Consider the following 22,369-nt stretch of genomic DNA (forward strand, 5'->3'; position numbering starts at 1 on the left):
AAAGCATAATTCGAGAATCCAAATAAATTAGATAGCCCTACAGCTTAAGCCACACGGAAAACTATTAATGAAACATCCAATTGAAAATTCAAGAAAATCATTAAATAAACAATTTTATCCTAATTATCATCTCGCCAGTTATACCGGCTGGCTCAATGATCCAAATGGATTAATTTATCATAATGGTTTATATCATGCTTTTTATCAACATCACCCTTATAGCGCTGTTTGGGGCCCCATGCACTGGGGTCACGCGACCAGTAAAGATATGGTTCATTGGCAACATCAGCCGATCGCCCTAGCCCCCGGTGATGAATACGATAAAGATGGCTGTTTTTCGGGATCATCGATAAGCCATGAAGGTAAATTATATTTATTCTATACAGGGCATATTTGGTTATCAGGAGAAGGTGACGATAGCCAAATACACCAAACTCAGTGCTTAGCGGTTAGTGACGATGGTATTCATTTCGAAAAGAAAGGCATTATTATCCCATCCCCTAAGGGCTATATGCACTTCCGAGATCCTAAAGTTTGGCATCAAGATGGAAAATGGTGGATGGTAGTCGGTGCTCGAGATACCCTTGATCAAGGACAAATTTTACTATTTAACACTACAGATTTGCTAAATTGGAATAATGACTACCAGATCTTAGCCAAAACAGACGATAAAAACGTCTATATGTGGGAATGCCCTGATTTTTTCCCATTAGGCGATCACTTTATCACCTTATTCTCACCCCAAGGAAAAAAAGCACAGGGTAATCAATACCGTAACCTGTACCAAAATGGCTACCTTGTTGGAAACTGGGCTCCAGGGCAACCTTATGAGGTAACCCATCAATTTACGGAACTCGATTTTGGCCAAGATTTTTATGCACCTCAAACTTTTTTAGCGCAAGATAGACGTCGTATTGCAATTGCATGGATGGATATGTGGGAAAGTCATATGCCATCACAAGCACATGGTTGGTCTGGTTGTTTTACCTTACCAAGAGAACTTTCTCTTAATGAACAAGGTAAAATTATTGCTAAGCCAATTGTTGAGCTCAAAACATTACGTAAAGATCCCATCCATATTCCAGCCGTCGTTATGACAAAAAATACAACGCAACTCATTGAGAAAAAAGCGACTAGCTGTGAAATAGAACTAGTTTGGGATCTACAAAATAGCCCAGCTGAAAAATTTGGCTTTTGGATTGGAAGTGGTATTCAATTTTATATCGATAACCAAAATCAGCGCTTAACATTATCTCGTCACTATCCCGAATATATTATTAGTGATAGTCGAAGCGCACCGCTTCCTCAAACAAAACAACTTAAAATACGCGCATTTATCGATAAGTCTTGTCTTGAAGTTTTTATCAATGATGGAGAGCAAACTTTTAGTAGCCGTATTTATCCGGCAGAAAATGATTGTAGTTTAAAGTTATTCGCAATAAATCAGAACGCAAAATTAGACAAAGCTACGTACTGGCCATTAAAGAAAGCAATTAAATAAATAACCGACCGTAAATAAGGGTTACAATTTGTAGCCCTTACGCGATTAAATCTTAAAAAGATTTGCGCTCGAGCAAGTCACAAGCAACATATTGTGTATCGCAATGTGACCTTTCTTCTATGATGTGTAAAGCCGCTTCTTGCCCTAATTGATAATGTGGTAACACAACCGTACTTAACGGTGGATAAAACAACTCCCCCACACCAATCATATTATCATAGCCCAATACCGCTATATCCTCAGGAATACGGAGACCCTTACTCAACAATACTTGATAAGCTAAAAAAGCAATTCGATCATTACCGCAAATTACCACATCAAAATCAGGTTGACCATTTTGACAATGGGAGTCAATCAACTCAATCACATCAATATAATGTTCATCACCGGACTCTAAATGATATTGCATTAAAGATTCAAGAGGTAGATTTGCCTTTGACCAAGCGGCTTGAACGGCCTCTCGACGCGTTTTCCCCGCCAAGGTATCTTTAGGAATATAGAGACATAATGGTTTTCGATACCCTTTCTCAATTAAACGACAGACTGCTTTATATTGGCCATTAAAATCATCAGGTATATAAGTTGGAAATTGTTTATTTTGACTAACGCAGTTAGCTAATACCAAACGACTTTTATGCAACGATTCTGGAATAGTAACTTCCCTTAATCCCATTGTCGTATAAATAATACCATCTGGCCTCTGGGATAATAATTGGCGAATAGCCCGATCATAATCACCATTCGATGTAATATTAACGACAAAGCTACTCCAACCAAATTGCCTTGCGGTTTGCTCTATTGATAAAATCATTTCAACTGAAAATGGCGTTGTTGCAGTATCAAGCGCTAAAACCCCGACAGTAGAAATGCGCGAGCTTTTACCTCTGATTTTCCGAGCAGAGAAATCAGGAACATAATTAAGCGCATCAATGGCCTGTTGTACCTGTTTTAGTGTTTCTGGCTTCAACAACTCAGGACTATTGATTGCCCTTGATACTGTCATTAAAGAAACACTCGCGAGTCGCGCCACATCTTTCAAAGAGGCCATGTAAGTATATTCACTCAGTATAAAGACATAAAAATAAATTCTATCATGTTAATGATAAAAAGCACTCACTCTTAGTGCGCAAACGAATTTAGTGTGACAGCTTAATAAAACTTCATAAAATCTACTTTTCAGGCTTTTTATGATTATCGTTTTGATATATTATTACGCTATTGTATAAAATAATTTTATAAGAAACTTGCAAAATAAAATACCAGAAAACAAGTAAAAGCACCTACATTGTTACAAATCAGTAATCGTTTCTTACGCTTTGACACCAACTTTAACCATTGTTTCTATTTTTATATTAAATTTAACTAGATGATACATTTAATATAAATTATGGTCAGTAATACATTAATAAAAAAAACAACGTTTAGTAGAAAATATTACTGTCTATTTTACTGGGCATTTTATTTATCTACCTATTTTATCAAATTAATATGAATATCAAATCAGTTTAACAGGAGTATGGTGATGAATTGCACCATTCATGTAATTATAGAAAATGATAATGTCTTTAAGAATAAACTGAAATTAATGATGGAATCTTTTGATTACATCTTTAAATTTTATAATAATGAAGAAGTATATATTAGTAATTATACTTACCCTTTAGAGGAAGGAGCAAAGGAATGTATTTTATTATTTTTAAACAATGATGGAAGTCATATTAATAGATTAAATAACATCAATAATAATTTTGGTATCGTTCCTATTATTATTTTATCAGATGAGCCTTCTATTAGTCTTTGTAGAGAGAGTTTCAAATCAGGTGCCTTTGATTTTTTCCCTTTTCCATTCAAAGATATAGAAATATCGAACTCAATTAATTGTGCGGCTGAACGCTTTACACATGAACTTGAAGATTACAAAAAACACATATACTTAACCAATAAATTTGATCGACTTTCTATACGCGAACGCGAAATTATGGATATGATCCTTGATGGCAATACAAGTAAGGAAACTGCCGAGAAGCTCTCATTATCACCGAGAACTGTCGAAGTTCATCGTTCAAATATTTACACTAAATTAGGAATAAAGTCATTACCTCAACTTATTCAAGAGTATGATTATATTAATACTTATCCTAAAAATATGTAATTTATATTATGCATTACCTATTTTGCTATAGTTATTATATTCTGATGGTTTAACCTTAAATCATCAGATATTTTAAATATATAAATGTTTTTACACCTGAAAAAAATCATATATAGATAAAAACTCTAAAGAAACAACTAATAACTAGTTTATTTAGGTTTATAGGTACTGTAACTATATCGATTTATATCGATGCTTTGTCGTAAACTAAAGTCTCAATATAACTTATTTACATTAATATTTTACCTATGAAATAATCACGCTGTTTTTTACAGATTCAGCGTAAAATGAAATGCTAAATTTAACTTTTAACTTTTAACTTTTAACTTTTAACTTTTAACTTTTAACTTACTACACTAAAAAGATCCAACTTAAGTTAAACTCTTTTCTAAATTAATGTTATTTGATTTTAATCAATTTTACATTCTAAAAATTTAAGACTATATTTGATATAACTATCCAATATCTTCATTGATAATACCCCCTCTTGTTCATCTCTTTTTACTTATTAGTTTGTATATTTAATTACTATCTATAAGAAAGCCAACATCGGAATACACACATTTCTGGATGTTGGTTAGCTCATTTACGCTTTGACAATATTTTTCAAATTATTGCAGAATATCAGTAGAAGCGTACCTTTTTTCATGTAAAGTTTCCTATGGCTTCAAAAAATAATGATAACATATCGTTACTTTTTCTAAGGAGAACTAAGTGATTGGTTTAATTATTGTTTCTCATAGCAAACAGCTCGCCGAAGGATTACTTCAGTTAGCAAACCAAATGCAAAATACGCAACATTGTCAAATCAGGATTGCAGCGGGTATCGATGATGATAAACACCCAATAGGCACTGATGCAATTAAAGTGATGGAAGCAATAGAATCCTTAGCAGATGCATCTCACATCATCCTCTTAATGGATTTAGGAAGTGCAATACTCAGTGCTGAAACTGCCCTTGATCTTATTGATTCTGAGCTCGCTAAAAAAGTACATCTTTGTTCTGCACCTTTAGTTGAAGGTACTATAGCAATGACGGCTGCAGCTTCGGGTGGCGCACCAATAGATACAATTTTATTAGAGGCAAAAAATGCCCTACAAGCAAAGCAACAGCAGTTAAATGAAGATATTAATTTAACTCCCTCAATGCCGAACCAGCTAGCTCCTACATCTAAGTATGCAATAAAAACCCAATGTATAATACAAAACCCAGCAGGCTTACATCTTCGTCCAGCCGCTAAAATTTCATCAACTCTGGGCGCTTTTAAAGCCAATATTCAACTTCGCCATGGCAACAAAATAGCCGATGCCAAGAGCATGAATCAAATTACGCTCTTACAAGCTTATCAAGGCGACAAAATTGAATTAATCGCTGAAGGTGAAGATGCACAAGCAGCAATTGACGCTTTTAATCTATTAGCAGATGAAAATTTCGGCGATGACATTAATACTATTGGCAATTCAAATTTAGTAGGAGAAGTTGTATTTCTGCCGAATGTATCAGGCTTAGCCTATCATCTACCGACTTGTATTGAGCACGATAATAAATCACCACAAGACAATGCTACAGAAATCCAAAGAATGACGCAGGCGCTAAATCAAGTATGCACATATCTCGACACTTTAGCTGATGAGACCGCAAAAATAAGGAACAATAATATTGCAGATATCTTCCACGGTCATAGTTTATTATTGAGTGATGAAGCGCTACTTGAGGATTTAACGCAGCATATTAAGCGCAATTCTACCCATGCCGAATCTGCGATATTATCTGTTTTTAATGAAATGGCAGCTCAATACAAACAACTCTCTTCTCCTTATCTCAAAGCAAGATTTATTGATATTGAAGATTTAAAAAATCAATTATTAAAAACATTGGCTAAGCACACAACGACGAAATACGCTTTTGCTGAACCAACCATTTTGATAAGCCAAGATCTTGGCCCAATAGAATTAATGCAACATATTCAACCCATGCTTCGTGGTATTGTATTAGCGCAAGGATCGCCATATTCACATACAGCAATTATTGCGACAAAGATGGGCATTCCTATGCTGGTTAATCTTGGTGAAAAGGTAAATAAAATCCCACCGAAAAGTAAGTTAATTCTTTCACTTGAAAAATCCACTTTATCTATTGATAAATAAGATATTATGGCTCATCCCCTATTCATTCATTATGAATAAATGAGCCTATTTATAATCTTTAATATTAATCTCATATTGCTTTAATTTGCGCCACAATGTCGTTCTACCCATATTCAAAACTTGATGCATCTGTTGAACTTTCCCATTACAAGAATTGGCAGCTTCAATAATTAAAGCTTTCTCAACTTTTTGCACATTAAGCTCTTTAAAAAAAGGGTTAACTTTAGGCTCGCATGCTAATTGTTGTAAATAAAAATGACATTTTAATTTTTCACTCACTTCTCTGCCCAACGAATGTGCTAAAGCCAGTAATATAGTGCTATTTATCTCATTCGTGGATAGTGCAACGACTGCAAGCAAATTACTTTTCTCTAAATAAATTGGGGCTAAATAATAAAATCTACCGAGCAGTTCAATCGAATGTATAAATAACTGACTTTGAGTCTCTTTAGAAATATATTCCGAAAGTGAAGCCGCAATATTGGACGATTTTTCACAAGAATGACTTAACCAGAGTATTTTTCCTTGTGGCTCCATCAACGAAACATCAACTTGCATATCATTTTTAATCAATGCTAAGCCGTCCATTATCGTTACACTCGCAAGTGTAGTTAATAATTCCGATGTTATTGAATTTAAGGCTTTATCTGATAAGTTGGCCACAATGGAACCCGTTGTATTGAGAAGCATAATCACCCTTATAATGAGTAAGTCTCATTTGATTATGTCTACTTAGGATTTAATTTTCATATTCTAGATCAATGTATTGTTTGATAGATTTTCAACCATTGATCTAAATCAATATTCACATATTAGAAGTGAAAATATTCGATAAAAATGACGAAGAAAAGCCCACTTATTTAGACATAAGTGGGTTTTAAAATGAATTAAAAAAGGGTAAAACTGTTAAGCTATACCGATTGAACTCAAACACCTGTTCATCAACACGTTCGCCATTGAAATAAACCATATCAGCAATTTCTTGCTAATTTTTACCTAAAGAATAAATAAAATTGTATTTATCGACAAAAATGATTTTCCGAGTAAATTGAAACTATTAACGATTAATTGAGCGAGCAATACGTGAGTAGGTATGTCTAACACCACGAATAACAATGCCATAATTTAAAATGTTTTCGGGTAATGCAATGCCGTTATATCCCGAATCACCAATATGATGTAAATCGGTTCCAGCCATTTTACACATCAGCGCAATTTGCCTAATAGTTTGAACATCAGCTCCTTCCTGTGAGGTCCCGATAGCCGTCATCGTCATCACGCCTTGAGAGTGACAATAACTCACCATTTTTTGGACAAACTCTAAAGAAATCCCGGGAACAGTGCCTGGTGCCGGTAGTAAAATAATATCTGCGCCGCTACTAATAAAGGTACGAATATCTTCCTCAGTAATTAATTGCTCAGCAGATGCATTTAACACTCCAGCCGCATGCATTTTTCCAGTAATCAACACCACATCATTGCCGACAACCGCTTTGAGCTCTTTCAAACTTTGGTTAATTTCTTGGTTAGTGACGCCATTGCCCGGGTTTCCGGTTAACACAATGATATCAACGCCCATTTCTTTTAATTTTATCGCATTTTTAACCGTCGCTAACCGCCCTTCTGATATTTTCCATTGCACATCTTGCGTTGGATTATTAAAGCCTGCGGGGACAGGCTCTAGATTGACACCAATAGCACGACCAGTCAGACGCTTTAATGTCCGGATAATATCATTCGCAGGGATACCTTCGGGTAAACCTTGCATAATAGGATTATTCACATCAAATACATTCAACAATAAAATATCTGCGCCTTGACTTGCCGCTAACTCTGCATTTGTGACAGTCATCAATACGGGTTGTAATGTGCCGATTGTTTCTGACACTAATAGACGCCCTTCACTCCCTTTAATCGATTCTAATAAATCCTTTTTACCTAATCGTAAAATTTCAGAAGCTGAACAATCAAGATAACGTTTTTGCATTTACAATACCTTCATGAGTCGATGAATTTTAAATAAGTTAATTATATTTATTCGAATATATCACGACAGAAATAATAAAAATCCCATACAACTCACTTCTCATAAAGTTATTTTGTTTAAATTAATAACTTCACCTAATAAATTGATTATTATAGTTTTTTGATAAATAGATAACCTATATCGAATTTTATCTAAAATTTTCACTTGTATTCATTGAATAGTAATGATTATCATTAAAGTTCTATATTAAATAATGGTAAGGACGTATCAATGAAACTCGCCTATCAAGCCGCTGTTTCGGGTCTAGTATTATTTTCAGTTACTGCATTCGCTCAAGAATATCCACTCGGTCATCCTATTATTAAGAATGGAATGGAGATTCAAGGTGTCTATCTACAACCTATCACGATGGATACCGAAGAAGGGCATCATGCGATGTCTCACCTAGCAGCGGATAAAGCGGATATTCACTTAGAAGCGGACATTCATGCTGTTGAAGATAATCCAAATGGCTTTGCAGAAGGTGATTGGATCCCTTACCTCACTATCGAATACTCTGTGACTAAGCTGGGTGATAAACCACAAACTCAAACGGGCACTTTCATGCCTATGGTGGCAAGCGATGGTCCTCATTATGGGGAAAACATCAAATTAGATGGCAACGGTAAATACCGTGTGACTTACAAAATCTATCCACCTTCATATAATAAACAAGCTGCATTTGGCCGCCATATCGATAAAGAAACCGGTGTTGCTCCATGGTTCCAGCCTTTTGAAACTACTTGGGATTTCGACTACGCAGGTGTAGGTCGTAAAGGTAGTTACTAATTAAATTCAAATTAGTAAAGGGCTTACCGTGGGCTATTTTCTCACGTAAGCCTTTTTTGTTTATCGTTATTGATTAATTATTCGAGCTCATAATGAAAACATTACTCAGCCTTTTACTGGTTATCATTTATGCATTAACCCCTCAGACTGTATTTGCTGCTGAGAAATTTACCGTTGAATTAGAAATGAAAAATGGGGATTTAATTCCACGTGTTCTTGAAGTCCCTGCAAAAACAATTATTCGCATCAAAATCACCAACACAGGTACAGAGCCTGCCGAATTTGAAAGTCTTCAACTACGAAAAGAAAAAGTATTAGCCCCGGGCGCAAGCTCAGTTGTGGTCATTGCACCGCTCAAACCTGGCACTTATACCTTCTTTGATGACTTTCACCTTTCTCACCCTAAAGGTGAGATCATTGCAAAATAGTAGGATTTAAAATGGGGCAAGTTCTCTTTGTAGTATGGCGTGAAAGCTTTGAAGCACTTTTAGTCATCGGCATTATTTATGCTTGGATTAAACGTCATCCAGATGCACGTAATGGTATGAAATTCCTCTGGGGTGGTGTTGCACTCGGGGTTATTATCTCAATTGTTCTCGCATTGCTTATTTATGGTGTCTTCAATGTTCTTGATGATACTGGCCAATCTCTATTTATGATATTTATGGAAATACTCGCCTGTATTTTGATTGTCCAAATGGTCTATTGGATGAACAAACATGGCAGTTCCATGAAATCTGAAATTGAAACTGGAATTAGCCGCAATGCTGAACACCATAACTGGTGGGGAGCCACAATTATTATTGCCATCGCGATCGCACGTGAAGGCAGCGAAATCGTCGTCTTTCTCTCGAGCTTTATCATGTCGCTCAATGCTGAAAACGCAAGTGAATTTTTCTTAGAGGCTGGCGGTGGCATTCTTATTGCAGCGTTAACATTATATGCCTTCCTTTTAACTAATCGTTTTGTTTCTTGGAGAATTTTCTTCAAAGTAACTGGAATTATTTTACTCTTCCTTGCGTTATCGTTATTACTAAAAGGCGTAGAAGAAATCGCTAATTTGCTAATTGAATATGATTATTCAATTCCTGAGTTTCTGATTTACCCCGCTTGGGATAGCACCGCATTTCTAGATGATTCAAATATTGCAGGTAATTTCATCTCTTCATTTTTTGCGTATCGCTCTCAGCCTATTTGGTTAAGTGTTATTACCTTTGTTGTTTACTGGATTGTCGTTATTACGTTATTCACGCGGAGCAAAAGAAATGCGTAAAACAATAACCGTAATTTTCAGCTTTCTTTTGCTGACAATCGTATCCCTGCCTGCCTATACCAAAGCCCTAAGATCCCCTGTGCAAACAGGGGACGATATTGTGATAGCCAAAGGTGATATCGCAACCCCAGAAAAGTATCAGCAAGCAATTCGAACCTATTTGCTATTTGCAACTAATGAACTTGGTGAGATGGTTTCTCAATTAGAGATACTAAATCAAAGCTTAAAAAAGGGTGACCTACAAAAAGCGCAAAATGCTTACATCACAGCACATCAACATTATGAAGCGGTTCGTCCTATCATCATGCTATTTGGTAATACGGATAGAACGATTAATCCACGAGCTGATTATTTTCTTGATAAAGAAAAAGATTATCGTTTCACCGGATTCCATTTAGTTGAATACCGCTTATTTGAGCAAAAAGATGTTAAAACTGCGTTACCTGCTGCCGAAGAATTACTCCTCAAAGGACGTGATCTTTATAAACGCGTACAGACTGAAACGATTGAAATACCTAAACTTGTACAAGCTTCCGCTGATTTTATTGAAATGATCCTCGAAACAAAACTTGCGGGAAAAGAGAATATTTATAGTCAGTCTGATTTAGCCGATATCGCGGCGAACCTCAGAGGTGCTCAAGAAATCATTGAGGTCATTTCACCTTTTATTCAATCTAAAGAGCTCGACCAAATAAAAGAAAATGACCAACACATAAACAAAATAATACAGTCGTATCAACTCACTAAAGGTAGCTATTCACCTTATAGCCAATTAAATCAAAAAAATAAAATGCGGCTATATTCGCTACTAACGCAACAAGCTGAAGCACTCGCAACATTACGTGCACAGCTCGATGTTGATGTTTATTATAAATATTAAGGCATATACTTATGCGAGCTAAACGTAAAAGTGAACCACAATCTGTCAATTTTTCCAGACGAAGCGTATTAAAAACCTTAGCTATCGGCAGCGCAATTTTTGCGGCGCCTGCACTTAAAGCAAAAGAGCAAATCAATAACTGCCAACTCACTTATGATAAAGCCATCAATTTTCTGGGTGAACATCAAGCAGGGGTATTAACACCTGAGCAAAAAAATGCATCATTTATTGCCTTTAATGTTACAACAACTTCAATCGAAGAGTTACAAACACTCTTCACAATACTCACACAACGTATTGCCTATCTAACTCAAGTACAAAAAGCGGCCTCAACCTCAAATGATAAAATGCCACCTGCTGAATCGGGTATTCTCGGCACGCTATTACAACCTGATTCTTTAACTATTACGGTATCACTAGGTAATAGCCTTTTTGATTCGCGTTTTGGATTAGATAAAATCAAGCCCCATTATCTGGTTGAGATGACCAGTTTTCCCAATGATCGGCTAGAGGAAAAATGGTGTGGTGGCGATATCGCGCTGCAAATATGTGCAAATAGCCAAGAAAGTGTCATTTATGCATTACGAGATATTTTGCGAAATACGGGGCAATTATGGTTTCCATTGTGGAAAATTGATGGTTTTCTCCCCTCAAGAGATATCGACCAACGCACTACCCCCATTAATCTTTTTGGCTTTAAAGATGGTACAGGCAACGCGCCAACAAATGATGCGGCGCTTATGAATGAACTCATTTGGATAACCGCAGAAAATAAAGAACCTGCATGGTGTGCAGGGGGCACATATCAGGCAGTGCGCTTAATACGTTTCAACCTTGAATTCTGGGATAGAACCCCGCTTGAAGATCAAGAAAATGATTTTGGCCGCCACAAAAGTACCGGCGCGCCTATTGGTATGAAACATGAAAATGACGACCCTAGCTTTGAGAAAGACCCTCATGGCGATCGTATCTTATTTGACTCCCATATGCGCCGTGCTGAACCCCGTAACCCTGAACGTTATACGGCAAAATTAAGGCGTAGAAGCTACAGTTATTCACTCGGATTAACCGAAAGTGGAGTACTTGATATGGGATTAATTTTCGTATCCTATCAAAAGAACTTAAAAACAGGATTTATTGATACACAAAAACGCCTTAATGGTGAACCCTTAGAGCGCTATATTAAGCCATTTGGTGGTGGGTATTACTTCGTGTTACCGGGTGTTCAATCTGCAAAAAATAACTTAGCACAAGGTATGTTTGAAGCCCTAAAACAAGCCTAATAATATCTTAGGCAAAATACTTTGCCAGAAACTAAAAAATGACTAAAAAAAGGGAGGCTAAGCCTCCCTTTATCAATAACATCACTAATTCAAATTATTTTAGCACGTTATAAATAACCGTTTCACCCGCAACCACTTGGCCTTCAACTAAAATCTCAACACCCGCAAAATCATCGATATTACTGATAATTACAGGGCTTATCATTGATTTAGCATTAGCTTCAAGGAACGGAAGGTCTAATTTTAGAATCGGTGTACCGGCTTCAACTTCAGCACCTTCTTCAACTAAACGAGCACAGCCTTCACCTTTAAGTGCCACAGTATCGATACCCATATGAACAATGAGCTCAACACCATTTTCAGTTTCTAGGCAAAATGCATGATTAGTTTCAAAGATTTTCACAACAGTACCCGATGCAGGGGCGAGAACTTCGTCACTTGTCGGTTTGATAGCAATACCATCACCCACAATACGGCTAGAAAACGCTTCATCAGGTACATCATCAAGTGAATAAACTTGACCGCTTACCGGTGCCACCAATGACAGAATGGTATTTCCTTTAGCTTTAGTCGGTTCCGTCACTTTAGCCGCTGTAGGTGCAGCCGTTGGCGCTGAAGCTGCGATAGGACCTTTTGCAATCACATCACCCATTGCTTTAGCAACTAGCTCTGCTCTTGTTCCCACGATGACTTGTACGTTTTGTTTATTCAAACGAATAACACCAGATGCACCAATACGTTTAGCCATTGCATCATTTACAATCGCAGAGTCTTTAACCGTTAAACGTAGACGTGTAATGCAGGCGTCAATGTTAACAATGTTATCACTGCCACCAACTGCTGAAACATATTGGCGAGCTTCTTTTTGAATATCGCTATCGTTGTGGCTTTCTGGACTTAGATTTTCATCATAGCCATCAATAGTTTCATCACCTGAATCTTGTTCACGACCTGGGGTTAACAGGTTGAATCTTAGGATCATGAAACGGAAAATGACATAGTAAATACAGAAGAAGACTAAGCCTTGAACAATCAACATGAACCACTTAACTGCAAGTGGGTTACGTGTTTGTAATAGCATATCCACAAGACCCGCACTGAAACCGAATCCTGAGATCCATTCCATCGAAGCGGCAATATAAACAGAAATACCTGTCAATAATGCGTGGATAACAAACAGAACAGGTGCAACAAACATGAATGAGAATTCAAGTGGTTCAGTGATACCTGTAAAGAATGCAGCAAAAGCACCGGCAATCATAATACCCGCAACTTTCGCTTTATTTTCAGGACGTGCACAGTGATAAATAGCTAATGCCGCACCTGGTAAACCAAACATCATGATTGGGAAGAAACCAGCTTGATAGCGACCAGTAACCCCTATAGTAGCAAGACCTGCCTCAATTGACTTCGCGCCGCCAAGGAAGTTAGGAATATCATTAATACCCGCAACATCAAACCAGAACACAGAGTTAAGAGCATGGTGTAAACCAACAGGGATAAGCAAACGGTTAAAGAATGCATAAATACCAGCACCCACAGAACCCATATCCTTAATGCTTTCACCGAATGAAACTAAGCCATTAAATACGAGAGGCCAAACATACATCAGTATGAATGCCAAGAAGATCATTAGGAATGAAACTAAAATTGGAACAAGGCGACGACCACTAAAGAATGACAGCGCTTTAGGTAGCTCAACGCCACTATAGCGGTTATATAATTCAGCGGACAACACACCGACTAAGATACCGACGAACTGGTTATTAATTTTATTGAATGCAGCTGGTACAGTTTCCACAGGCACATTCATAATCATGGAATAAGATGCAGGAGAACACAGTGTTGTAACAACTAAGAAGCCAACAAAACCGGTTAACGCAGCAGCACCATCTTTATCTTTTGACATCCCATAGGCAACACCAATCGCAAACAGCACGGACATATTTTCAATAATCGCCGCACCAGATTTGAGTAGTAATGCCGCGATTGCACTATTAGAGCCCCAACCATCTGGGTCAATCCAATAACCAATCCCCATAAGGATCGCGGCCGCTGGTAATACTGCCACAGGCACCATAAGTGCCCTACCAATCCGCTGTAAGTAGCTAAGAATATTCACAAACTCCCCCTTTATAACCCTGTTTTGCCCCATACGCGGGATCTTATTTTTCATTCAATTAAAGAATAATTTAACTGAATAATAATATCAATTTCATAGTGTAAATTAATTCTTTCGCGATACAAAATAAATAGGTGAGATTTGTGATAAATGTCAACGAATGAAGCTGTTCATTGCTTAATTTAGTAGCTATTATGCAAAACTTATTTTATGATTAAAAATAACTTTTGCAGTGAATTTGACTGCCTATTTTTAATATACGTCAAGATACATTCAAACAATTGGTGTCGCTAATACTCCTGCAACTCAATGTATAAATTACGATATACTGTTAATTCAAGTTGCAAAAAGACACCAAACAAAACGCGCTCTAATAGCATACTTATGTATGTTGTTTAGCTAGATGAATGTTGCTAACGCACATGCAGCTTGAAGTATGATTACGATATACTCTACATAATTTAAGTTTATTAAAGGTAACTTACATGAGGCTTCTTCCACTAAATAATGCATATGATGTCGGTGTTTGGTCTGCTCAATTTATTGCCGATAAAATTAACGCATTCAACCCTACCGCTGATCGCCCTTTTGTTCTTGGCCTACCTACGGGTGGAACACCATTAGCGACATACAAAGCATTAATCGCGTTATATCAAGCAGGTAAAGTTAGTTTTAAACATGTTGTCACATTCAACATGGATGAATATATCGGTATTCCAGCTGATCACCCGCAAAGTTACCGTACTTTTATGTACGAAAACTTTTTCAATCATGTTGATATTCAAACTGAAAATGTCAACTTGCTTAACGGTAATGCAGCGGATGTTGATGCTGAATGCATCCGTTATGAAGAAAAAATGAAATCTTACGGTAGTGTGAATTTATTCATGGGTGGCGTAGGTAATGATGGTCATATTGCATTTAACGAACCGGGTTCATCGCTAAATTCTCGTACACGTATTAAAACGTTAACACCAGAAACTCGCCAAGCAAATTCACGCTTTTTTGATAACGACATCAATCAAGTTCCTAAATTTGCACTCACCGTAGGCGTTGCTACGCTTATGGATGCACAAGAATTGATGGTACTAGCAACAGGCGCAAATAAAGCAATGGCAGTACATGCTGCGGTTGAAGGTCCAATAAATCATTTATGGACTGTAAGCTGCGTACAAATGCATCCAAAAGCACTTATTGTCTGTGATGAACCTGCAACACTCGAACTCAAAGTTAAAACGCTGAAGTATTTTAAACAGCTTGAGTCTGAAATTCTTGGACAATTTAACTAAAATTATATCGATTAACCGATCAGCTCAAACTGATCGGTGACTGTTTTCCTTTCAGAGGTCAGGAGTTATTAACTTATGTATGCACTCACTAATTGCATTATTTATACCGGTCATGAAAGGCTGGATAACCATGCTGTTATCATTGATGGCGAAATCATCAAACATGTTTGTCCTGTCTCTGAGCTTCCTTCGACGATTAAACAACACGATCTAAACGGAGCAATACTTTCTCCTGGATTTATTGACCTACAAGTCAATGGTTGTGGTGGCGTCCAATTCAATGATAATAAAGAAAATGTAACATTGAAAAATTTGGATATCATGCAAAAAGCCAATGAACGCACTGGCTGTACGAGCTACCTTCCAACTTTAATTACGTGTTCAGATGAACTCATGAAGCATGGCATCAACGTCATGACTGATTATCTAAAAAATAATAAAAACCAGGCACTTGGTTTACACCTTGAAGGGCCTTATATAAACGTCATAAAAAAAGGGACGCACAATCCTGACTTTATTCGTCAACCTTCAGCGCAGATGATCGATTACTTGGCCGCACATGCAGAAGCCATTACTAAAATCACATTGGCACCAGAAATGGTTAGCGATGATTTCATTCATCAATTAAAAGATGCGGGGATCATTATTTCTGCCGGGCATTCAAATGCGACCTACGAAGAAGCGAAGCAAGGTTTCAAAGCAGGTATTCGTTTCTCTACTCACCTTTTCAACGCAATGCCTTATATTTCAGGGCGTGGACCAGGCCTAGTAGGTGCGATTTATGATACACCTGAAGTTTATGCTGGCATTATTGCGGACGGCCTCCATGTTCAATGGGCCAATATCCGTAACAGTAAACAACTTAAAGGCGATAAGTTAATTTTAGTGACAGATGCCACAGCACCTGCCGGAATTGATCCTCAAACTGGTGAAATGGATCATTTTATCTTTGCAGGTAAAACAATATACTACCGGGATGGATTGTGTGTTGATGAAAACGGCACACTCAGCGGTTCATCACTCACCATGATCGATGCCGTTAAAAATAGTGTAGAACACGTAGGCATAGCATTAGATGAAACATTGAGAATGGCAACACTGTATCCCGCAAGAGCGATTGGTGTTGATGATTCTTTAGGTTCCATCGTCCCGGGTAAAATTGCTAACTTAACTGCGTTTAACCACGACTTCAAAGTCCTAGCCACTTATGTGAATGGAGATGAAGTCTACAAAAATGAGTAAATAGCTAATGAATCAAAGCCACACACTAAAGCAAATTGGTAATATTGATCTGGTAAAACAACTAAATAGTGCCGTGGTATATAGCCTAATAGACCAAAATGGGCCAATATCAAGAATTCAAATAGCGGAACAAAGCCAACTTGCCCCTGCAAGTGTGACTAAGATTACACGTCAATTACTCGAACGTGGTTTAATTAAAGAAGTTGACCAGCAGGCCTCCACTGGAGGCCGTCGCGCCATCTCCATCGTCTCTGAATACAAAAATTTTCACACCATAGGTGTTCGTTTGGGTCGTTATGATGCAACCATTGCGCTCTATGATCTAAGTGGCAAGATGATTGTCGATGGACATTACCCCATCACAGAACCCTCCCAGCAAGCTGTAGAGCAAAAGTTGATAGCGGCTATAGAAGATTTTATTGATATCAACCAACGACGTATTAAAGAGCTCATTGCCATTTCTGTTATTCTCCCCGGCTTAGTTAATCCCAATAGAGGCATTGTTCACTATATGCCACATATCAAGGTCGATAATTGGCATCTTATTGATAATTTACAAGATTACTTCAATATCACTTGCTATGTTGGTCATGATATTCGCAGTTTGGCGCTAGCGGAAAGCTATTTCGGGGCAACTCGTGATTGTGAAGATTCACTTCTCGTGCGTATTCATCGTGGTGCGGGTGCCGGTTTGGTGATCAATAAAGAGATACTTCTCAATCATCGCGGCAATTTAGGTGAAATTGGTCATATTCAAGTCGATCCACTTGGTGAACTTTGCCATTGCGGTAATTTTGGTTGCCTGGAAACAATCGCATCCAACCAAGCTATTGAAAATCGAGTCAAACAGCGTTTAGAGCAAGGTTATACCAGCTCACTAACGCTTGAAACTTGCACCATTTCTCATATTTGTCAGGCGGCGAATAAAAGTGATTCACTCGCAACTGAAGTCATTCAACACGTTGGGCGACAAATAGGTAAAGCAATTGCGATTACAATTAACTTGTTTAATCCTGAAAAGGTTGTTATTGCTGGTGATATCACAGAAGCCGAACAGATTTTATTGCCTGCAATTCAAAGCTGCATTGATACTCAAGCACTAAAAGGGTTTCGTGAAAACTTACCCATTGTGACCTCTCAACTCGTTCATAATTCAGCAATCGGTGCCTTTGCCCTCACCAAAAGAGCCATGCTCAATGGTGAGTTATTACAAAAACTGTTTGACCAATAAAAATTGATTATTTTTGCCGAAAGTTGATCTTAAATGACTTTCGGCCTAATCTAACATCTCATATTTTTGGATTTTTTTATTACTTCATAACATCCGTTTTATTTTTCAGCACGTGATATCGAAGCTATCAAGTAGAAACGGGGGAATTAGCAAAAATCACCTTTTATCAATTATCAGGTTGTTTTTTTGCTGTCTTTATCGACAAAGTGATTATTCATCAAACAAACAGACGGGTTTTCTCAAAAATAGTGCAAAAAGCTGTTGACTGTCCTGCCTGTAATTAGCATAATGCGCTCCGCAACGCCGATGAAGGTAATGCAAAAGAGTTGGCTATGTAGCTCAGCTGGTTAGAGCACAACACTCATAATGTTGGGGTCACAGGTTCGAATCCCGTCATAGCCACCATAATTTGCGGGAGTGGCGAAATTGGTAGACGCACTAGATTTAGGTTCTAGCGCCGCAAGGTGTGCGAGTTCAAGTCTCGCCTCCCGCACCATTTCCTTCTCGGTGAAATAGATTTTAAGATTGGGGTATCGCCAAGCGGTAAGGCACTAGGTTTTGATCCTAGCATTCCCAGGTTCGAATCCTGGTACCCCAGCCAATCTTATCTATTTTTAATTTAATTAGTTGTGAGTATCCTCGGATGGGGTATCGCCAAGCGGTAAGGCACTAGGTTTTGATCCTAGCATCCCCAGGTTCGAATCCTGGTACCCCAGCCAACTACTTCCCTGTTAGGGTTGTCTTAGTAAAAATATCTTAAAGTTTTAAAATATTGAATGGCTATGTAGCTCAGCTGGTTAGAGCACAACACTCATAATGTTGGGGTCACAGGTTCGAATCCCGTCATAGCCACCATGATTGCGGGAGTGGCGAAATTGGTAGACGCACTAGATTTAGGTTCTAGCGCCGCAAGGTGTGCGAGTTCAAGTCTCGCCTCCCGCACCATTTCGCCTTCTAGGCAAATATAAATTTTAAAATTGGGGTATCGCCAAGCGGTAAGGCACTAGGTTTTGATCCTAGCATCCCCAGGTTCGAATCCTGGTACCCCAGCCATCTTCTAAACATATTCCCCTTTTAAAAAAACACCCAAATTTATAAAATATATTTCTAACTAACCTTTCCATACACCGTTAACCACAAATTCATTATTCATAACGTTAGCTTGTTGAAACCTAACCATTCAATATTTAATATCCTTTCTCAGGTTTGATCCCCAACTCGATCTATCTTTTATATTTTTATCACTTAATTTCATATAAATAGCGTAAATCTCTTTTCATAATCTGTTTTATTTAATACTGCAATTATAATTTAGCTAGCCCTTTGTCGTCCTGTTTCATTTCATATCAACATTTCGCATACATTATTTACCTTTACATAACTTTTCTGTCAATTATGTGACTTTAATCATTTCAATTTAACGAGCTAAAATGGTAATCTGCCCTCGAATTGTAGTTAGGTAAGATTAGTGGTAAGTAAAACCAAAACGTTTTCACCATTATAAATTTCTGTCCAATCTTCCATTCCCTAAAATCAGATCTCAAGCGCTAAAATTAGTTAAAAAACCTAATAATTATAAATTGCCATCACGCAATATTTTTACAGAGAAAATTTATGCGAAACATAATAAAACAACCATTATATAAAATCTTATATGTGCAGGTCATTGTTGCCATCGCGCTGGGTATCGCGTTAGGTCACTTTTACCCAGATATAGGAGAATCATTAAAACCGCTTGGTGATGCATTCATCAAAATCGTTAAAATGATTATCGCACCTGTTATCTTTTTGACTGTTGTTACTGGCATATCAGGCATGTCAAATATGAAGGCTGTGGGTAGCGTTGCGGGTAAATCAATGCTTTATTTCATTACCTTCTCCACGATTGCATTGGTTATCGGTCTTATCGTTGCCAATATTATCCAACCGGGTTCAGGTTTGAATATTGATCCCGCAACGCTAGATAGCAGCAAAGTTGCTGGCTATGTAGCAAAAGCACATGAATCATCCATTGTGGGCTTTTTGATGAATATCATTCCTGATACGGTTATCAGCCCATTGGTGAATGGTAATATTTTACAAGTTCTATTTATTGCGGTTATTTTTGGATTAGCGTTAGCAGCTACGGGTAAGCACGGAGAGCCAATCGTCCAACTGCTGCAAAACTTCTCTGAGCCAGTCTTCAAAATGGTTGCGATGTTAATGAAACTAGCACCTATTGGGGCATTTGGTGCGATGGCATTTACTATCGGTAAATATGGAATTTCATCCATCGGCAACCTAATGATGCTGATCATGACTTTCTACATCACTTCTTTATTATTTATTTTGGTTGTCCTTGGCGCTGTCGCGAAATACAACGGTTTCTCAATTATTGATTTGATTAAATATATCAAAGATGAATTGTGGCTTGTGCTAGGGACCTCTTCTTCGGAAGCGGCATTACCAAGTCTGATGAGAAAAATGGAACACGCAGGTTGTGAGAAATCGGTTGTTGGATTAGTGATACCAACCGGATATTCATTTAACCTCGATGGTACCAATATCTACATGACCATGGCGGCGCTTTTTATTGCGCAAGCGACTAATATCGAGCTCACTATCTGGGAACAAGTTTCATTGTTACTGGTTGCAATGATAAGTTCTAAGGGTGCAGCAGGTGTCACCGGCGCAGGTTTTATCACCTTAGCCGCTACATTGATGGTTGTGCCAAGTATCCCAGTTGCAGGTATGGCGCTGATACTCGGTATCGACCGTTTCATGTCTGAATGTCGAGCGTTGACCAACTTAGTAGGAAACGCTTGTGCGTGTATCGTTGTGGCTCGTTGGGAAAAAGAGTTAGACACTGAAAAATTAGCGCATGCATTTTCAGCTAAAAATGAAACTCTCGACTCAGTTCTTACTGAAGAAAGCACCATCAGTACTAATGTAAAAGACACTTCAACTGTTGAAATTCCTAATAATAAATAACATCTATTAAACTAAAATAAGCCGCAATTGCGGCTTATTTTTTATATCAAAAAACAATTAACTACAAACCTAATGCATATTTCAGCGCAAGTTTCTTTGCCTCGCCCGCTCTTTGCGCAGCCATCAATCCTAGGTTTCTCAGTATTTTCAAGCCCGGTATATTTTCACTAAATGCCATATAGAAAATATCCATACCTGCTTGCATGACTAAATTATCCGGTAAACGTCGACGCTGATAACGTTTTAAAACGTCCAAACTAGACCACGGCTCAAGATATTCTCGCGCACGGCTTACTACACTTAAAAGTGCATCCACATCACGATAACCAAGATTAACCCCCTGTCCTGCAAGTGGATTAATGGTATGCGCTGCATCGCCTATCAATGCTAATCCATCAATAACATAGCGATTAGCATGATGGCGTGTTAATGGGAATGCGCCTGAGGCAATTACAGAGACAGGACCTAAACGCTCAGGAAACGCACCACACACGGCGTCATTGAGTTGTTCTACGGTCATTGCCTGTAATCTTCTGATTTTCGCTGGACTGTCATACCAGACCAATGAGGCCCAATTATCATATAGTGGTAGAAATGCTCTTGGCCCTGAAGGGAAAAATTGCTGCCACGTTTTATCTTGCTGCGGTTGTGCCGTTTGTATCGTAATTAACATACACGACTGACGATACTGCCAACCACGGCTACCAATACCCGCCAATTTACGAACCTGAGAGTTAGCACCATCTGCGCCGACGACTAATTTTGTCTGTAGCTCCCGATTATCATCAAGCTCAACCATCCACTCTTTTTGCCCTTTCGGTTGAGACAAGTTAATCAACTGAGCAGGGCAAATAATCTCGAGATTGCTGTATTTTTCACATTCCTGCCACAAGGCTAATTGCAAAACGCGATTTTCAACCATAAAGCCCAGTTCGGGTAACCCTAAACTTTGAGCATCAAAAATCACATTACTGCCCGGCTCTTCCCATGTTTCGAGTGCTCGATAAGGCGCACTGCGCATCGACTCAACATGTTGCCATGCACCTAATTGTTTAAGTAATTCAACTGATGAGCTGCTGATAGCTGAGATACGAACATCTGGCGCACTTTGTGAATCAAAGGCGCCAGGTTTTGCTTTTTCAAGTAAAGCGACTCGCAGTCCTTCTTGGGCAAAACCCAATGCTGCCGCTGCGCCGGTCATTCCTGCGCCAACAACGACAACATCATAAAATTCTGTTAATTTATTCATCATGTTAGCTACTGTTAACTGTTTGATTTATGTAGTGTACCGAAAAATTGTTCCCCTCACAGGGAATATCTGCGTCTGAACGCTAGTCACTGATGCCGCAAATGAATACAATACTCGTCAATGTTTAAAACAATAGGCGAATAGCCTGCCCTTAAATACCTCGTAATGATATTATTTAGACAATGCGATTACAGGGTAAATGTTGCATTTACAT

At 38.1% G+C, this 22,369-nt stretch carries 17 protein-coding genes and 7 tRNA genes; 19 read left to right on the top strand and 5 right to left on the bottom strand.

The annotated features are described in order from the left end of the window. Positions 1 to 67: 67 nt before the first annotated feature. Positions 68 to 1,501, top strand: coding sequence for a glycoside hydrolase family 32 protein (locus DD649_RS06750; protein WP_294104970.1), 1,434 nt, complete (start codon positions 68 to 70; stop codon positions 1,499 to 1,501). A 52-nt stretch (positions 1,502 to 1,553) separates the two neighbouring features. Here DD649_RS06750 and DD649_RS06755 read toward each other — a convergent pair whose 3' ends face one another. After that, a complete protein-coding gene (locus DD649_RS06755; RefSeq protein ID WP_294104972.1) occupies positions 1,554 to 2,549 on the bottom strand; it encodes a LacI family DNA-binding transcriptional regulator in 996 nt (331 codons plus the stop codon). A gap of 474 nt (positions 2,550 to 3,023) precedes the next feature. Between DD649_RS06755 and DD649_RS06760 the strand changes: the two genes are divergently transcribed. Together DD649_RS06760 and dhaM are read left to right on the top strand one after the other, a co-directional pair. Then, positions 3,024 to 3,653, top strand: a complete 630-nt coding sequence (locus DD649_RS06760; protein ID WP_294104974.1) for a LuxR family transcriptional regulator — start codon at positions 3,024 to 3,026, stop codon at positions 3,651 to 3,653. A 714-nt stretch (positions 3,654 to 4,367) separates the two neighbouring features. Then, positions 4,368 to 5,801 (top strand): dihydroxyacetone kinase phosphoryl donor subunit DhaM, encoded by a 1,434-nt coding sequence (gene dhaM, locus DD649_RS06765; protein ID WP_294104976.1) that lies wholly within the window; start codon positions 4,368 to 4,370, stop codon positions 5,799 to 5,801. Positions 5,802 to 5,846: 45 nt separating this feature from the next. Here the strand turns inward: dhaM and DD649_RS06770 are convergent, their stop codons facing one another. Together DD649_RS06770 and DD649_RS06775 are read right to left on the bottom strand one after the other, a co-directional pair. Further along, on the bottom strand, positions 5,847 to 6,464 hold the full coding sequence (locus tag DD649_RS06770; protein WP_336429672.1) for a helix-turn-helix domain-containing protein: 618 nt from the start codon (positions 6,462 to 6,464) through the stop codon (positions 5,847 to 5,849). Positions 6,465 to 6,858: 394 nt separating this feature from the next. Further along, complete coding sequence (locus DD649_RS06775; protein WP_294104982.1) at positions 6,859 to 7,788, bottom strand: haloacid dehalogenase-like hydrolase; 930 nt, start codon at positions 7,786 to 7,788, stop codon at positions 6,859 to 6,861. Between the two features lie 270 nt (positions 7,789 to 8,058). Here DD649_RS06775 and DD649_RS06780 point away from each other — a divergent pair, with 270 nt between their 5' ends. The 5 genes from DD649_RS06780 to efeB all read left to right on the top strand — a co-directional run bounded on the left by DD649_RS06780 (position 8,059) and on the right by efeB (position 12,052). Next, positions 8,059 to 8,616 (top strand): iron transporter, encoded by a 558-nt coding sequence (locus DD649_RS06780; RefSeq protein ID WP_294104984.1) that lies wholly within the window; start codon positions 8,059 to 8,061, stop codon positions 8,614 to 8,616. A gap of 92 nt (positions 8,617 to 8,708) precedes the next feature. Further along, on the top strand, positions 8,709 to 9,044 hold the full coding sequence (locus DD649_RS06785; RefSeq protein ID WP_294104986.1) for a cupredoxin domain-containing protein: 336 nt from the start codon (positions 8,709 to 8,711) through the stop codon (positions 9,042 to 9,044). A gap of 11 nt (positions 9,045 to 9,055) precedes the next feature. After that, positions 9,056 to 9,889 (top strand): FTR1 family protein, encoded by an 834-nt coding sequence (locus DD649_RS06790; protein WP_294104988.1) that lies wholly within the window; start codon positions 9,056 to 9,058, stop codon positions 9,887 to 9,889. Beyond that, a complete protein-coding gene (locus DD649_RS06795) occupies positions 9,882 to 10,769 on the top strand; it encodes an EfeM/EfeO family lipoprotein (protein WP_294104991.1) in 888 nt (295 codons plus the stop codon). The genes DD649_RS06790 and DD649_RS06795 overlap by 8 nt, the downstream gene beginning before the upstream one ends. Positions 10,770 to 10,780: 11 nt before the next feature. Continuing rightward, positions 10,781 to 12,052, top strand: coding sequence for an iron uptake transporter deferrochelatase/peroxidase subunit (gene efeB / locus DD649_RS06800; RefSeq protein ID WP_294104993.1), 1,272 nt, complete (start codon positions 10,781 to 10,783; stop codon positions 12,050 to 12,052). A 94-nt stretch (positions 12,053 to 12,146) separates the two neighbouring features. On the opposite strand, the gene nagE is transcribed toward efeB, so the two are convergent. Then, the gene (gene nagE, locus DD649_RS06805; RefSeq protein ID WP_294104995.1) at positions 12,147 to 14,174 is read right to left on the bottom strand and encodes an N-acetylglucosamine-specific PTS transporter subunit IIBC; all 2,028 of its coding nucleotides are present in this window, start codon (positions 14,172 to 14,174) and stop codon (positions 12,147 to 12,149) included. Positions 14,175 to 14,659: 485 nt separating this feature from the next. Here nagE and nagB point away from each other — a divergent pair, with 485 nt between their 5' ends. The 11 genes from nagB to DD649_RS06860 all read left to right on the top strand — a co-directional run bounded on the left by nagB (position 14,660) and on the right by DD649_RS06860 (position 20,906). After that, positions 14,660 to 15,463, top strand: coding sequence for a glucosamine-6-phosphate deaminase (gene nagB / locus DD649_RS06810; protein ID WP_294104997.1), 804 nt, complete (start codon positions 14,660 to 14,662; stop codon positions 15,461 to 15,463). A gap of 75 nt (positions 15,464 to 15,538) precedes the next feature. Continuing rightward, on the top strand, positions 15,539 to 16,705 hold the full coding sequence (nagA, locus tag DD649_RS06815; RefSeq protein WP_294104999.1) for an N-acetylglucosamine-6-phosphate deacetylase: 1,167 nt from the start codon (positions 15,539 to 15,541) through the stop codon (positions 16,703 to 16,705). 7 nt (positions 16,706 to 16,712) lie between these two features. Further along, positions 16,713 to 17,936: an ROK family protein gene (locus tag DD649_RS06820; protein ID WP_294105001.1), complete on the top strand. Its 1,224-nt coding sequence runs from the start codon at positions 16,713 to 16,715 to the stop codon at positions 17,934 to 17,936. Positions 17,937 to 18,264: 328 nt separating this feature from the next. After that, a tRNA-Met gene (locus DD649_RS06825) sits at positions 18,265 to 18,341 on the top strand. 6 nt (positions 18,342 to 18,347) lie between these two features. Continuing rightward, positions 18,348 to 18,432, top strand: a tRNA-Leu gene (locus DD649_RS06830). Positions 18,433 to 18,462: 30 nt separating this feature from the next. Beyond that, positions 18,463 to 18,537, top strand: a tRNA-Gln gene (locus DD649_RS06835). Between the two features lie 43 nt (positions 18,538 to 18,580). Beyond that, positions 18,581 to 18,655: transfer RNA gene (locus tag DD649_RS06840), tRNA-Gln, on the top strand. A gap of 59 nt (positions 18,656 to 18,714) precedes the next feature. Then, positions 18,715 to 18,791, top strand: a tRNA-Met gene (locus tag DD649_RS06845). Positions 18,792 to 18,796: 5 nt separating this feature from the next. Then, positions 18,797 to 18,881, top strand: a tRNA-Leu gene (locus tag DD649_RS06850). Between the two features lie 33 nt (positions 18,882 to 18,914). Next, positions 18,915 to 18,989 (top strand) — tRNA-Gln (locus DD649_RS06855). 561 nt (positions 18,990 to 19,550) lie between these two features. Then, the gene (locus DD649_RS06860) at positions 19,551 to 20,906 is read left to right on the top strand and encodes a dicarboxylate/amino acid:cation symporter (RefSeq protein ID WP_294105004.1); all 1,356 of its coding nucleotides are present in this window, start codon (positions 19,551 to 19,553) and stop codon (positions 20,904 to 20,906) included. A 61-nt stretch (positions 20,907 to 20,967) separates the two neighbouring features. Here DD649_RS06860 and ubiF read toward each other — a convergent pair whose 3' ends face one another. Beyond that, complete coding sequence (ubiF, locus tag DD649_RS06865; protein WP_294105080.1) at positions 20,968 to 22,155, bottom strand: 3-demethoxyubiquinol 3-hydroxylase; 1,188 nt, start codon at positions 22,153 to 22,155, stop codon at positions 20,968 to 20,970. Positions 22,156 to 22,369 lie beyond the last annotated feature (214 nt).

Origin of the sequence: Providencia sp. (assembly GCF_003533305.1) — a bacterium.
Taxonomy (GTDB): domain Bacteria; phylum Pseudomonadota; class Gammaproteobacteria; order Enterobacterales; family Enterobacteriaceae; genus Providencia.

What these genes read in the sequence shown, in the direction of transcription:
- DD649_RS06860 (WP_294105004.1), top strand. Translation starts at nt 19,551, where the DNA reads ATGCGAAACATAATAAAACAACCATTATATAAAATCTTATATGTGCAG.
- DD649_RS06795 (WP_294104991.1), top strand. Translation starts at nt 9,882, where the DNA reads ATGCGTAAAACAATAACCGTAATTTTCAGCTTTCTTTTGCTGACAATC.
- ubiF (WP_294105080.1), bottom strand. Translation starts at nt 22,155, where the DNA reads ATGAATAAATTAACAGAATTTTATGATGTTGTCGTTGTTGGCGCAGGA.
- DD649_RS06775 (WP_294104982.1), bottom strand. Translation starts at nt 7,788, where the DNA reads ATGCAAAAACGTTATCTTGATTGTTCAGCTTCTGAAATTTTACGATTA.
- nagB (WP_294104997.1), top strand. Translation starts at nt 14,660, where the DNA reads ATGAGGCTTCTTCCACTAAATAATGCATATGATGTCGGTGTTTGGTCT.
- DD649_RS06790 (WP_294104988.1), top strand. Translation starts at nt 9,056, where the DNA reads ATGGGGCAAGTTCTCTTTGTAGTATGGCGTGAAAGCTTTGAAGCACTT.
- DD649_RS06755 (WP_294104972.1), bottom strand. Translation starts at nt 2,549, where the DNA reads ATGGCCTCTTTGAAAGATGTGGCGCGACTCGCGAGTGTTTCTTTAATG.
- efeB (WP_294104993.1), top strand. Translation starts at nt 10,781, where the DNA reads ATGCGAGCTAAACGTAAAAGTGAACCACAATCTGTCAATTTTTCCAGA.
- nagA (WP_294104999.1), top strand. Translation starts at nt 15,539, where the DNA reads ATGTATGCACTCACTAATTGCATTATTTATACCGGTCATGAAAGGCTG.
- DD649_RS06780 (WP_294104984.1), top strand. Translation starts at nt 8,059, where the DNA reads ATGAAACTCGCCTATCAAGCCGCTGTTTCGGGTCTAGTATTATTTTCA.
- DD649_RS06820 (WP_294105001.1), top strand. Translation starts at nt 16,713, where the DNA reads ATGAATCAAAGCCACACACTAAAGCAAATTGGTAATATTGATCTGGTA.
- DD649_RS06750 (WP_294104970.1), top strand. Translation starts at nt 68, where the DNA reads ATGAAACATCCAATTGAAAATTCAAGAAAATCATTAAATAAACAATTT.
- DD649_RS06785 (WP_294104986.1), top strand. Translation starts at nt 8,709, where the DNA reads ATGAAAACATTACTCAGCCTTTTACTGGTTATCATTTATGCATTAACC.
- DD649_RS06760 (WP_294104974.1), top strand. Translation starts at nt 3,024, where the DNA reads ATGAATTGCACCATTCATGTAATTATAGAAAATGATAATGTCTTTAAG.